The sequence below is a fragment of the Streptomyces hamibioticus genome (assembly GCF_047946815.1).
Taxonomy (GTDB): domain Bacteria; phylum Actinomycetota; class Actinomycetes; order Streptomycetales; family Streptomycetaceae; genus Streptomyces.
In genome coordinates this window covers 210,275-222,609 of sequence record NZ_JBKKQY010000001.1, presented here as the reverse complement: position 1 = coordinate 222,609, position 12,335 = coordinate 210,275, and the positions used below count along the sequence as shown (strand labels likewise).

Sequence of the window (12,335 nt, the reverse complement as noted above, 5' to 3'; positions counted from 1 at the left end):
CCGCCCCGTTCTCCCCGGCCGGAGTCTCCTCGTGCACGCTGACATGTCCCGGAAAGACCCGGGTGATGCCGACCGGGTGGTCCTCGACTACCTGGAGGTGGTGCGCCACCGGACCCGGCGGCCACCGCACCCAGACGGTTTCACCCCGGACTGGGCCGACCGCCCCCTGCCCCACACCCACTACCGCGGCGCCGCCCGTATCCCGCTGCCCCTGATCGATGAGCCGCGGCCCCCGGAGGAACCGCGGGAACCAGGTGCCTGGGATCTGGCCGCCCTCGCCGTCGACCTGCGGGCGTCCATCGGCATCGCCTCGCGCAGGCTCCAGATCGACGCCAACGCCGATCTCGACGAGCGGACCGCCGTCGCCACCGCCCGCTGGGGCCGGGGCACCCCCTCCGGCGGCGGGACCTACCCGATCGAGGTGTACTGGGCGGCAGGGCCGGGCGCCCCTCTGGCACCGGGGATCCTCCACTACGCCACCGGCCTGCACGCCCTTGAGCGACTGACCACCGGTGACCCCACCGAGGCCGTGCGGGCGGCGCTCGGCCGCGGTGCCGACGACACGGACGACCAGTTTCTGCTGTGCACCGTCCGGCAGTGGAAGAACTCCTTCAAGTACCACAACCTCGCCCACCTCCTGGCGATTCTTGACCTGGGGGCATTCACGGCCTCCTGGGAGATGCTCTGCCGCGACCGCAACATCCCACACCGCCGGCATGTGTGGTTCGCGGACCACGCCCTGAACGAGCTGCTGGGACTCGACCCGGCCGAGGAGTCCGTCCACGCCGTCCTGCCACTGGCATGGCGGAGCACCGCGTCGCGCGGCAGGGCGGACGAGGCTCCGGCCCGCACCAGCCCCACTCGTCGACCGTCACCGTACGAACGCTCGCGCCGGATCCGCCGTTTCCCACTGACCGAGGCGGTGCGGCGGGCGACCGAGCAACCTCCGCCACCTGTCCCCGGCCGACCGCTTGCCGCATCCCTGCGGACCGCCGCGCCCCGGCTGACCGCCGCTGAGGTCCTGCCGCCCGTGGGCGAGGCGCGGGCCGCCTTGGCCCGCAGGGTCTCCGCCTCAGGCCGTATGGACGGGGCACGACCCCTCGAGCAGGGCCTCCTGACGGCCGTGCTCGCCGCCGCTCTGCCGGAGCCGGGTGCACTGTGCGGCACGGGCGAGCCCGCGGGGCTGACCGGGATGAGCGTTCTGGCGCGCCGTGTGACAGGCCTCGCGCCCGGGCCCTACGCCTACCGGATTCAGGACGGTGCACTCGTCCGAGCGCCCGGGGCCGGTCCTGAGGCGTTCACCGAGGACCAGTACCAGCTCGCCAACTACGCGCTCGGCGACGCGGCCGCGCTGCTCGTACCCCACTGGCACCCGGTGCGCGCGGTGAAAGCCCACGGTCCCCGCGCCTACCGCACCGCGGGCGTGGAGGCGGGTGCGGCTGCCCAGCGGGCTCATCTGGCTGCCACTCATCTGGGGCTCGCCGCCGGCCTTCTCTTCGGAGTCGACGCGGTCGCCCTCGATCACGCCCTCGGCCTAAGGGCCCGGGGCCGACACAGCCTGGTGGTTCTTCTGATGGGTCACCCCCTGCCGGGGACGGCCGCCCTGGACGGCCGGCTGTGCTGACCGCACCGACGCCGCCCTCCGCCGGCACCTGCCGGTCCGACCTGCGCCGTCCGCCGTCGTGTCCGTCGCACCTCGTACCCAGCGTCCCTCTTCTGGAGCCGATGTGACTGTCTCCTCCGCCGCGTACCTGCGCCACCTCCACGTCCGCGGTGACCTGCTCACCTTCATCGCAGAGGACGACGTGTGGACCTGTCCGGCACAGGGCGGCGAGGCCCGCCGGCTGAGCGCCGACCGGGTACCGGCCGCGCATCCCCGGATCAGCCCGGACGGACGGTGGATCGCCTGGACCTCCACCCGGGACGGTGCCCCCGAGGTCCATGTCGCGCCCTCCGCGGGCGGCGAGGCCCGGCGGCTGACTCACTGGGGGGACCGCCGCACCCGGGTGGCCGACTGGACCCCGCAGGGAGAGGTGCTCGTGATCTCCGCGGCAGGCGCCCCCAGCCCTCGCAGGCCCTGGGCCTGGAGCGTCCCGCTGGATGAGGCTGCCCCGCGCCGGTTGCCCTATGGCCCGGTCGGCGGGCTCTCCCTCGCCGGCGACGGGCGCGTCGTCCTGCAGACCCCCGTGTTCGCGGAGGCCATGGCATGGAAGCGGTACCGAGGCGGCACCGCGGGGCGGCTCTGGGTGGACCTGGAGGGCGACGGCGAGTTCGTCCCGCTCCACCCGGGCCTGGACGGCAATGTGGAGTGCCCCCTGTGGGTCGGTTCGCGGGTGGCCTTCCTCTCCGACCATGACGGAGCCGGGGCGCTGTGGTCCAGCCTCCCTGACGGTACCGGCCTGACACGCCACGCCCGGCATGACGGCTTCTACGCCCGCCAGGCCACCACCGACGGACAGCGTGTCGTCTATGGCTGCGCCGGTGAACTCTGGATTCTGCCCGACCTCGCCCCGGGCACCGAACCGCGGCCCCTGGCCGTCCGCCTGGGAGGGCCGCGCACGGCACGCACCCCCCGCCGGATCGCGGTCGAACAGTACATCGGGGACTTCTGCCCCGATGCCACCGGGCGGGGCAGCGCGGTGGAAGCGAGGGGAGCCGTCCACTGGCTGCCGCACGCCGGGGGGCCGGCGCGAGCCCTGGCCGCCGAAGCGGGGGTACGTCGTCGGCTGCCGCGGGTGCTTGGCGACACGGGACGGATCGCCTGGCTCTCCGACGCCGGCGGCGAGGAATGCGTAGAGGTGAGCTTCCTCGACCCGGACGGCACCGGAACCCGGACACCGGTGCGCCTGGGGGCCGGACGGCTGGGCCGTGCCGTGGAACTGGCGGCGTCCCCCGATGGGGCGACCCTCGCGGTGGCCAACCTGTCCGGGGAGATCGTCGTCATCGACGTGGCCTCGACGCGCGTGACCCCCATCGACCGGTCTCAGGCCGGTGAACCCTCCGGCCTCACGTTTTCGCCCGACTCGGCCTGGCTCGCCTGGTCCCACCCGGGCCCGGAGCGCGTGCGGCAACTCCGGCTCGCTCGTCTCCGTGACGGAAGGGTCGTGGAAGCCACACCACCACGCTTCAGCGATCATTCACCCGCGTTCACGGCCGACGGGCGATATCTGGCATTCCTGTCCGAGCGTGTCTTCGAGCCCGTGCACCTGTCTCACGACTTCGGTGCGGCGTTCGTCGGTGCCATGCGCCCCTTTCTTCTGCTGCTCGCCGCCGGGACACCCACCCCGTTCGACGCCTGCGACGGCGGCGGAGCAGGCGCCGGCGACGACGTCAGGAGCCTGCGGCCCCCGGTCGTCGTGGACGCCGAGGGGCTCGCCGACCGGGTGGAGCCGTTCCCTGTCGAGGCCGGTACGTACCACTCTTTGCGGTCCACAGCCACCGGCGTCCTGTGGGTCCGCGAGGCGGCCCCGCCGCCGACGGCCCGCGCCCACCAGGCCGCGCTGGAGGGCTGGGACCTGGGCAGCGGACGGCGTCTGAAACCCCGCTCCGGCGTCACGTCGTACCGGGTCAGCGCGGACGGCACCCGGGCGGTTGCGCGGCACCACGACGGCACCCTTGCCGTGGTGCCCACGAACGCCCCGGCTGACGGCGCGGAAGTGGACCTGGCCAGGATCCGGGCGTGGGTGCACCCGGCCCACGAGTGGCGGCAGATCTTCGAGGAGGACTGGCGGCTGCTCCGGGACGTCTGCGTCCGATCCCACCACGGCGACACCGGATGGGAGGCGGTACGGCGCCGATACCGGCCCTTGGTCGAGCGACTCGGTAGTCAGGACGACCTGGTCGACCTGTTGTGGGAGATGCACGGTGAAGTCGGCCTGTCCCACACCAATGTGGTGCCGCGCCCTCGTGACCCGGACCCCGCCACGGCCCTCGGCCATCTCGGAGCCGACCTGACGCATGACCCGGACGGCGTGTGGCGGATCGCCGCCATCCCACGGGGAGAAGTGTCCGCGGAAGGAGCGCGCTCGCCGCTCTCAGCAGCGGGAGTGGGGATTCGTCCCGGGGACGCCCTGCTCGCGGTGGACGGCACCCCGGTCGCGTCCGGCAGCGGCCCGGGGCCGCTGCTGGCCGGGACCGCGGGGCGCCCCGTCGAACTGACGGTCCGCACCGGTACCCAGCCACCACGCACGGTAACAGTCAGACCGCTGGCCGACGAGCGGCCTCTGCGCTACCACACCTGGGTCGCGTTGCGCCGCGACCGGGTCCACCGTGACTCCGGCGGCCGGCTCGGTTACATCCACCTGCCCGATCTGCGGGAGGAGGGCTGGGCCCAGCTGCACCGCCACCTGAGGACGGAGATCATTCGTGAGGGGCTGGTGCTCGACATCCGGGAGAATGCGGGCGGTGAGCTCTCGGAGAAGGTGCTGGAACTGCTCGCCCACCGCGTCTCCGGCTGGCGGGTGGCCAGAAACGGGTACGGCCACGCCTACCCCAACCTGGCCAGGCGGGGCCCGGTCGTCATCCTCGTGGATGAGTTCACCGGCTCCGACGGGGATGTGATGGCGCTCGCCGTGCGCCACTTGGGCCTCGGTCCCGTGGTGGGCGCGCGGACATGGGGCGGCTTCACCAGCATCGACTGGCAGCAGTCCCTGGTGGACGGCACACGCCTGATTCTTCCCCGTTTCGCCACCTGGCACGAGGGCGCCGGCTGGAGCGGCGAGAACCACGGCGTCGAGCCGGACGTCGAGGTGACCTGTGCGCCCCAGGACTGGGTGGCCGACAGCGATCCGCAGCTGGCCGAGGGGATCCGCCAGGCGCTCGCACTGCTCGACGAACGGCCCGCCGCCGTGGTACCGACTCTGCCCTGGCCGCAAACGGAGAAGCACCATGGCGGACGGGGGAGCGGATGAGAACGGCCCGTGCGGACAAGGACCTGGACGGTCCTGACAGCGCTGGGCCGGTCCGGTGCCGAGGACAACACCATGTTCGATGTGCCACTGCTGAATCGCTCGCTGCGGGCGTGGCGGCCCCGCGCGCGCCGTATCCGTTCCCGGTCGCCGTGCTGCGTCGGCGCGGTGAACACCGCCTCGCGTACCACCGGTCCCACCGTCACACCTCCTCCGTCACGACGCCGGCCCGCAGTGCTGTGACCAAGCGCGGTAGTTGGCACTTGGGCACGTTTCTGACCACGGTGCTGGGAACTTACGAGCTTGTGTGTGGCCTGTGTTCACGTCTGCCGTATCGGACCCAGGACCACGGTCTGCTGGTGCGACAGCAGTGCGGCGATGGCCTGGACGGTGTCGCCCATGTCCTCTCGCCGCCCGAGGTGACGGGCCGGGGCTCGCCAGTTCCTCAGATGTGCGACGCCGCGCTCGTACCAGGGGGGAGCGCTCTTCTTGAATTTGCGGTGCGGTGTTGTCACCACCCGGCCACCGGTCTGGGCTTGTTCTTGCCGGAGACGAACCGGTCCCGGTCGTTGCGTCCGGCGGCGGGGCGCCGGACCCGGATCCCGGTGCCGTCGATGATTCCGATCGCCCCACTTGAGCCGAGGTGGTCGACACTCTCGGCCAGGGTTCGCAGCCGTACGTCGGAGCTGACAGTGCACCCTCGCTCGGCGAGCAGGGGCCGCACCTCGTTGATGGCTCGGGTGATGGTGGAGCGGTCCGCGCCGAACCAGCAGGCCGGCGCATCGTGGGTAACCCCGTGACGAAGACTGACCAGCGTGGCCAGCAGGCGTTCGACGAACACCAGGCGGTGTTTCGCACCGCCGCCTACGGCCCGCGTCCGCGGTCGGGAAGCGAGCCTGGCCTTGTGACGCCCATGCCACAACGGCTCAATCGCAGCGACGAGTTCAGCAATCACTCCGGCCGTCAGGCCCGTGATCCGCCGGTTGCTGATGATCGCTGCACGAGTCGCGTTCCCCACCACCCGACCATGATCAACCATCACGGATTCGACGTCTCACCGCTTTCCGTCCACGAACTCGTCAGGTTGGCGGGTTGGATCAGGTACGGAACTAGATGTATGAGGCCAGGACGTTGGTTACCCTACGCGTAGTCGCCGGGCCGGCGGTTGACCTCCTGCTGCACCGTGGGTCGGTGGCAGTTGTAGTGGCTGTTCCAGACGCCGAGGGAGTCGCGGCGTTGATCTTCGGAGAGCCAGCTACGGGCGTAGAGGAACTCTTCGGCGATCATCCGGTTGCAGCGCTCCACCTTGCCGTTGTGGCGAGGCGTGTACGGCGTGATGCGCTGGTGACGTGATCCGAGCCTGGCCTGGGCGAAACGCGTCGGCGCGGTAGTCGTCATGTACTGCGTGAAGGCGCCCGGGCCAGCCCCGACGACGTGGGTGCCGAGCTGAAGCGGGCTCTCGACGTCCGGGCCGACGCCCACGATCTCGCCGGCGGCTTCGAAACCCGCCACATAGGGCGCCTGCGGCCCGCCTCCGTAAGTTCCGTGCGTCTGCATGACATCCGCGAAGTCGACCCCGGCGGCGCCCACGCGGATCAGGTACTCGTCGCGCCCCGGGGTGGGGCGGCGGCGATCGGTCGTGAGGGTCAGTGCCTTCGGTCCCCGATGTGACCACTGGACCAGTGCTCGTACAGTCTGCTCAGCATTGTCCTGCTCGTTGATCTCCATGTACTGAACGTAGGAGTCTCACACTTACGTCAAGGTCAAGCGGCGGTCAGAGATCAGTACGGCGGGCCTCTTGCAGGTAGGCGTCGAGTGCCGCCTGTTGATCGCTGAGAACGGCGATACGCGCGGTGATCCGACAAGCATGTGCCGGGCAGCGCTGTCCGGGTCGGCATCGCGCACACCGGCGACGCCACACGCGTACGGGTCGTCAACTTGGAGTCGCCGGCGGGGCCGTCACCCCTCGCGGTGGGCGGGAACCACGGTCTGGCCGGGTTGCGCGAGCGGGTGGAGGTCCTGGGTGGCGCCTTGCGCGCCGGTCCGTACGAAGGCGGCTTCGAGGTCGCCGCGACCCTTCCGCATCACACCTCCACCCACAGGAGAAGCTGTTCGGACTGGTGCTCGCGGCAGAGCGGTCGAACGCCTCCCGCCCGACGGAGACCAGGCCGGGCGCGTAGGCGACGCAAGCTGGCTCGGACGGGCTCGCCGACCTGCCGGACCCGGCCGGCGGTACGGCGAACGCCTGCGCCGCGCCCGAATCGGTGCGGCGACGCGCTCGCATCCGCCGCATCGCCCGTCGGCGCTTCGCGGCCGTCTTCGCGGTTCCCGCCGCGGCGGCGGCAGTCTTCCTGCCCAGCGCCGCGTACCTGGCCTACCAGGAACTCCGGGTCGGCGCCCCGCGCGCGGAGCTGACGCGCCTCCTGCCGGCGCGGCCCTTCCCGTACGCTCCCGACACGCCCGGGACCACCTGCGAGTTCTACCGCTCGAACAGCAACCTCCTGGAGGAGGTCGACCTTTACCGGTTGTGCTACTCCGGCGGGAGGCTGGTCACCAAGGACACCGTGGACGCGGGTGGCGAGCCCGGGAGCCCATAGAAGGCCTGTCCGCGTCCGGGCTTCTCATCGGTGAAGATCTCGTCGCCGGATGGGGCGGTGACGGCGCGGACGAGCCAGTTGTTCAGCTTCCACTGCGACGGAACCGGGCTTGCCCGCCCGCTGTGGGAACCAGCGACCAGCAAAGCCTCAGCGGCACGCAAGGCAACGCGCCGTCACCGCCATCGGGCGGCAGCGCCCCGCCCCCGGCGTCCCGGCGATGATCACCGTCATTCCCCGGCCGTTGTCAGTGGGCGAGCGGAGAACCACCGGATGGCCCATGGACCGACGGAGGCCCGGGAGTCCGAGACCCTTGCTGTCTCCTTACGCACGTACCTGTCCGAGACCGGCTTCTCCTTCACCGGCCTGACCGGCAAGGAGGCGACTCAGGTCATCACTCGGACGGTGGTGCAGTGGGTGGGAGCGTCGGGGTGGAGGTGCAGAACGGAGGCGCAGATGCGCTACATCGACCCGCCCCGCCCTGAAGAACGAAGGCTGCATCGCCTACTGGTCACCGCCCTGGTCTGCCTACCTTGACCTGCGCGTGATTCGCAAAGACGGCCCACCGTGCGCGCGGCGGCCCCCCTTACGGAATTACATCTCGCCTAGTACTCCAGTGCGGTTTCGTGATCTATCCAGTCGGTTCGTCGCCGGAGCGTCGTCGGTAGTGGCTGCGGCGGGCTGTCGCCTGGTGTTGTCGCCGCCAGTCGGACCAGTGCAGCAGCTTGGCCGCTGACACGGTTGGTGGGGTGAAGACGGCGGCAAGTAGGTGGCGGATCTCCGGGACGGTCAGCCTGATCGGCGGGTGGCCGCGGGTGGGACGGGTTGACTGGGCGGGGCGCTGGGGCGCCGAGCTTGCGGCGACGGCGGTCAGGAAGGCCAGGGCGAGCATGGCGAGGGTGATGTGCCGGTGCCACGAGGTCCAGTTACGGACCTGGTAGTGGTCGAGTCCGACCTGGCCCTTGGCGGCCTGGAAGCACTCCTCGACGCTCCAGCGGACACCGGCGACACGGACCAGTTCCGCGAGGGTGACCGTGGCGGGTGACCAGCACAGATAGAAGGCGAGTTCGCCGGTGGTGCGGTTGCGGCGGATCAACAGGTGGCGGTGGCTGCTGGTGCCGATGTGGACCCAGGCCCAGTCGTAGTATCGAGGGCCTTTCGCACCGGCTCCGGCGCTGTGCCGCTGCCAGGCGGTGGCGGGCAGGCGGCCGGCGACGGTGTCCGCGCGGACGGTGGTGCGGCCGTGGTTGATCCGTACTCGTGTCGAGCAGGCGACGGCCATAACGTAGCCGGTGCCGCGGGCTTCCAGGGCGGCGCGAAGCTGTGGGTCCTGCCCGTAGGCTTCGTCGCCGGTCACCCACCGTGCCTTCACCCCGGCCTTCAGAGCGGCGGCGATCATCTCCCAGGCCAGGCGGGGTTTGGTCTGGAACTGCACTTCGTCGGGTATCCCGGCGGCGTGGCGGCGCTCGACGTCAGCGCACCAGGAGTGTTCGGGCAGGTAGAGCCTGCGGTCGATCAGCGTCCGCCCCCGGTTGGTGGCGTAGGCGAGGAAGACCCCGACCTGGGAGTTCTCGATGCGTCCCGCGGTGCCGGTGTACTGGCGTTGCACTCCCGCCGAGGCATGGCCCTTCTTCACGAAACCGGTCTCGTCCACGATGAGGACACCACCGTCGGTGCCGAGGTGTTCGACGGCGTAGGCGCGGATGTCGTCGCGGACGGCATCGACGTCCCAGCGGGCGTAGCGCAGCAGCCGCTGCATCGGCCCCGGCCGCGCGTGACCAGCCTGTTCGGCCAGCCGCCAGCAGTTCTTCCGCTCGACGCAAGACAGTAGTCCGAGCAGATAGGAGCGGGCGCTCGCCCTCGGCTCAACTCGGCCGAACCGGCCCGCGATCCGGGCCATGGCCTGGTCGAACATTGCCCGCCAGCGGGCGGGGTCTACGCTATGGCCAGCGGCCACCGCACGATCTTCGTTTGTCCACACACCAACCGATGATCACGCGGTGGCCGTACCCGTTCCCCGCCGGGTACGGCCACAAGATCGCAAAGTCAGACTGGAGTACTAGATGATCTATTCCAAAGGGTCAGTGATCGTAGGGCGATTTGTCCGGTGGCGTCGTTGTGCCAGGTCGCGGCGGTCAGCGCGAGGATGCGTTGCATGGCGCGGGCTATGACACCTCCGGGTGTGCTCCCTCGGTGCCGGTCGAGGTCAAGCTGTCCCTTGAAGGTCTCGTTGATCGATTCGATGATCTGTCGCAGCGGCTTGAACAGGGCTGCGCCAGGCCGTTCCCGTACACCTTTACGGGCAGGCCGCAGCAACTGGACTCCATGATCGGACAGTTCGCGTTCGAAACCACGGCCGCAGTAGTTCTTGTCGCCGATGAAAGTCTGTCGGGGCGCTCTTGCAGAAGCTCGCATTCGGCTGCCAGGAGGTCGAGGAGGGTTTCGCGTTCGTCGGCCTTGGCCCCGCGGTCAGGGTGAAGGCGATGGGCAGGCCCTGAAGGGTGCGGACCAGGTGCAGGCGCAGGCCCCAGAAGAACGCGGCTGTGGCTGGCGCAGTAGCCGTATTCGGCCCAACCTGCCAGGTCGGAGCGTTTGGCGGTCTCGCGGGCGCGGCCGCATTCCATCGGGGTGGAGTCCACGACCCATACGTCGTCGCTCCGCGCCGAGGTGGTGGTGGCCAGAATCCGGTTGACGCTTCGCATCAGACCGGCGGCCTTGCGCAGCCGCTTGTCGTAGCCGGGCTGCTGGGGCAGGTAGGGGAAGAGGTGGCGCAGGTGGGTACGGGCATGGCGGAGCCATTTGACCTCGGAGGTGTAGCCGAGTATGGCCTGCATCGTGGCGAGGTGACCAGTTCGGCATCGCTCAGGCGGGGCGTAGTGCCGACCGGCGGGCGCCACGGCGCCAGGTCGGGATGCTCCTTCAGCATGTCGTCGGTCGTCGCATAGAGTGCTGTCGCGAGGGTGTCCACGTCGTTCGTCACAAAACGATCTTGGACACCCTCGTTCTCGTCTCCGCAGGCACCCCTTGGACCACACCACCAGGAGGAACCAGTGTCATACCCGAAACTGCTCACCCCTGAGGAGAAGCTCGCCGACGCGAAGAAGCTGTTGAGCCTCCCGCGTATCGTCGTGATCTGCGGCTCCACCCGCTTCATGACCGAGATGACAGATGCCGATCTGCGGGAGACCAAAGCCGGAAAGATCGTCGTCAAACCGGGCTGTGACATGAAGTCGCCGCACGAACTCTGGTCCGATCCTGTCGAGGCCGAGGCGCTGAAGGTGCGACTCGACGATCTGCACCGGGCGAAGATCCGGCTCGCTGATGAGGTGCTCGTAGTCGGCGACTACATCGGAGACAGCACCCGAGCCGAGATCGCCTACGCCCGGTCGCTGGGCAAGCCCGTACGGTTCACGCACCCCGAAGTCGACCCTGACGCCTGACCGCCCGCTGCCACCTCGACAACCAGGGCCGGACCAGAACGCGGTGGCGGTGTCGCCGATGTCGGCCAGTGCTCCGCCGGTGTGTTGGAAGTCGATGCGGCAAGCTCGCGTGGGTGCGGCGCGGATCCGCTCCGCGAGGGCGTCGGCAATCACGGCGTCGAGAGTGGGACCGGTAAAGGCCGCTTTGCCGAAGAACGAACCACGCGGACCGTCACCCGGCCGGGGCAGCCGGATCGGTTCGGGCTCGGCGCTGCCGGCGCCGGGGATGGCGAATTCGGGTAGCCCGGCCAGATAACGGCCGGACGTCTCTGAGCGGTAGAACGGCAACGAGCCCGCGCCGGCGACGACGGCGGAGGCCGCCGACCTGGCCAGACTGATGGCACCGTCTTGCTGGCTCGCGCACGCGGTGTAGACGAACAGGACCGGCTCGTCCGGCGAGGGGGAGGTGTAGCCGAGGACCGCGCTCATGGTGGTGTCTCGCGGGAGCTCGGGAGCAACCCGGAAATAGGTGGCGAGCGCATCCGGGCGCACCACCGCCCGGTCGACCCAGACCGGGCCGATCTCGTGCGTCCGGAACACCGCGGAGGTGACCACCCCGACGGAAGGCGCGCAGCCCCGGACTGCCCACCACAGGTCGGCTTCCTCGCCCGAGCTCCGCTCCGAGAGGTGGACGACGTCACCGGACGGGAGTACGAGCTCGACCCCGACAAGATGATCGAGGGTGAGCCCCAGGGACCTCGTCAGATAGCCGACGCCCCCTCGGGTGGCCATGCCCAGACCGGTGTGGCCGAGGACGCCGACCGGCACGCCACGGCCTGCCGGGGCGAGGGCCCCGAGCATGGTGGCCATGGTTGCCCCACCGTCGACGACCACTCGGTCTCCGTCCGGACGGGCGGCATCCAGGTGCTCCGAGAGGTCCAGCATGACGGCTCCGTCGGCGACGCAGTTCGAGCTCAGACCGCCGCCACGCACCGTCACCCGGACTCCCGCCGCCGTCGCTACCCTGATAACGGTCGCGACATCGTCGACCGTGCGGGGCGCCACGACGCACACAGGTCGTCGACGGGCGGCCTCGGGAAAGAAAACCTTCGCCAGAGCATTCTCGTACGCCGCGGTTTCAGGCGTGCGCACCCCGGATCCGAGCGCAGATCGCAACTGCCCGACAATGTCGTCCGATGGACGGGCCAGCGCGCTCACCGCAGCGTCCAGAGCTGGAGGTCGCCCGTAGACGGGCGGGGAGTGTGGGGGGTGTCGTTACTGGCCACGGTGGCTCCGGTTCCCGGTGATGAGGGTTTCGGGCGGAGAGCCTTCGGTTGTCCCAGATGGACGGAGAAGCGACCCCAGGAGGCTAGAGGAGTCGGAAACTGCGCACAAGGTTCCGGGGGGCAGGCGGA

General features: G+C 70.2%; 9 protein-coding genes and 4 pseudogenes. 5 read left to right on the top strand and 8 right to left on the bottom strand.

The genetic code is table 11. The annotated features are described in order from the left end of the window. Nucleotides 1-43: 43 nt before the first annotated feature. The gene (locus tag ACLGIH_RS00950) at nucleotides 44-1,624 is read left to right on the top strand and encodes a nitroreductase family protein (RefSeq protein ID WP_416523271.1); all 1,581 of its coding nucleotides are present in this window, start codon (nucleotides 44-46) and stop codon (nucleotides 1,622-1,624) included. A gap of 103 nt (nucleotides 1,625-1,727) precedes the next feature. Then, nucleotides 1,728-4,910: a S41 family peptidase gene (locus ACLGIH_RS00945; protein ID WP_416523270.1), complete on the top strand. Its 3,183-nt coding sequence runs from the start codon at nucleotides 1,728-1,730 to the stop codon at nucleotides 4,908-4,910. Between the two features lie 317 nt (nucleotides 4,911-5,227). Here the strand turns inward: ACLGIH_RS00945 and ACLGIH_RS00940 are convergent, their stop codons facing one another. The 5 genes and pseudogenes from ACLGIH_RS00940 to ACLGIH_RS00920 all read right to left on the bottom strand — a co-directional run bounded on the left by ACLGIH_RS00940 (nucleotide 5,228) and on the right by ACLGIH_RS00920 (nucleotide 6,992). Continuing rightward, nucleotides 5,228-5,422, bottom strand: coding sequence for a hypothetical protein (locus ACLGIH_RS00940; RefSeq protein WP_416523269.1), 195 nt, complete (start codon nucleotides 5,420-5,422; stop codon nucleotides 5,228-5,230). After that, nucleotides 5,419-5,925 carry a helix-turn-helix domain-containing protein gene (locus ACLGIH_RS00935; RefSeq protein ID WP_416523268.1) on the bottom strand — a complete coding sequence of 169 codons (507 nt, stop codon included), beginning with the start codon at nucleotides 5,923-5,925 and terminating at the stop codon, nucleotides 5,419-5,421. The genes ACLGIH_RS00940 and ACLGIH_RS00935 overlap by 4 nt, the downstream gene beginning before the upstream one ends. Before the next feature lie 91 nt (nucleotides 5,926-6,016). Further along, nucleotides 6,017-6,266 (bottom strand): annotated as a pseudogene (locus ACLGIH_RS00930) (integrase core domain-containing protein); the annotation flags it as partial. A 42-nt stretch (nucleotides 6,267-6,308) separates the two neighbouring features. Beyond that, nucleotides 6,309-6,635, bottom strand: a pseudogene (locus tag ACLGIH_RS00925) (alcohol dehydrogenase catalytic domain-containing protein); the annotation flags it as partial. A 231-nt stretch (nucleotides 6,636-6,866) separates the two neighbouring features. After that, nucleotides 6,867-6,992, bottom strand: a complete 126-nt coding sequence (locus ACLGIH_RS00920; RefSeq protein WP_416523267.1) for a hypothetical protein — start codon at nucleotides 6,990-6,992, stop codon at nucleotides 6,867-6,869. A gap of 179 nt (nucleotides 6,993-7,171) precedes the next feature. On the opposite strand from ACLGIH_RS00920, the gene ACLGIH_RS00915 reads away from it, so the two are divergent. Next, the gene (locus tag ACLGIH_RS00915; protein WP_416523266.1) at nucleotides 7,172-7,504 is read left to right on the top strand and encodes a hypothetical protein; all 333 of its coding nucleotides are present in this window, start codon (nucleotides 7,172-7,174) and stop codon (nucleotides 7,502-7,504) included. Between the two features lie 270 nt (nucleotides 7,505-7,774). Then, on the top strand, nucleotides 7,775-8,038 hold the full coding sequence (locus tag ACLGIH_RS00910) for a hypothetical protein (RefSeq protein WP_416523265.1): 264 nt from the start codon (nucleotides 7,775-7,777) through the stop codon (nucleotides 8,036-8,038). Between the two features lie 94 nt (nucleotides 8,039-8,132). Here ACLGIH_RS00910 and ACLGIH_RS00905 read toward each other — a convergent pair whose 3' ends face one another. Both ACLGIH_RS00905 and ACLGIH_RS00900 read right to left on the bottom strand, forming a co-directional pair. After that, nucleotides 8,133-9,416, bottom strand: a complete 1,284-nt coding sequence (locus tag ACLGIH_RS00905; RefSeq protein WP_473246754.1) for an IS701 family transposase — start codon at nucleotides 9,414-9,416, stop codon at nucleotides 8,133-8,135. Nucleotides 9,417-9,547: 131 nt separating this feature from the next. Beyond that, nucleotides 9,548-10,481, bottom strand: a pseudogene (locus tag ACLGIH_RS00900) (IS982 family transposase). A gap of 70 nt (nucleotides 10,482-10,551) precedes the next feature. On the opposite strand from ACLGIH_RS00900, the gene ACLGIH_RS00895 reads away from it, so the two are divergent. Further along, nucleotides 10,552-10,941 carry a hypothetical protein gene (locus tag ACLGIH_RS00895; RefSeq protein ID WP_416529254.1) on the top strand — a complete coding sequence of 130 codons (390 nt, stop codon included), beginning with the start codon at nucleotides 10,552-10,554 and terminating at the stop codon, nucleotides 10,939-10,941. A 672-nt stretch (nucleotides 10,942-11,613) separates the two neighbouring features. On the opposite strand, the pseudogene ACLGIH_RS00890 reads toward ACLGIH_RS00895, so the two are convergent. After that, nucleotides 11,614-11,985: pseudogene (locus ACLGIH_RS00890) on the bottom strand (FAD-binding oxidoreductase); the annotation flags it as partial. Nucleotides 11,986-12,335: the final 350 nt, after the last annotated feature.

What these genes read in the sequence shown, in the direction of transcription:
- ACLGIH_RS00920 (WP_416523267.1), bottom strand. Translation starts at nt 6,992, where the DNA reads ATGCGGAAGGGTCGCGGCGACCTCGAAGCCGCCTTCGTACGGACCGGC.
- ACLGIH_RS00950 (WP_416523271.1), top strand. Translation starts at nt 44, where the DNA reads ATGTCCCGGAAAGACCCGGGTGATGCCGACCGGGTGGTCCTCGACTAC.
- ACLGIH_RS00910 (WP_416523265.1), top strand. Translation starts at nt 7,775, where the DNA reads ATGGCCCATGGACCGACGGAGGCCCGGGAGTCCGAGACCCTTGCTGTC.
- ACLGIH_RS00905 (WP_473246754.1), bottom strand. Translation starts at nt 9,416, where the DNA reads ATGTTCGACCAGGCCATGGCCCGGATCGCGGGCCGGTTCGGCCGAGTT.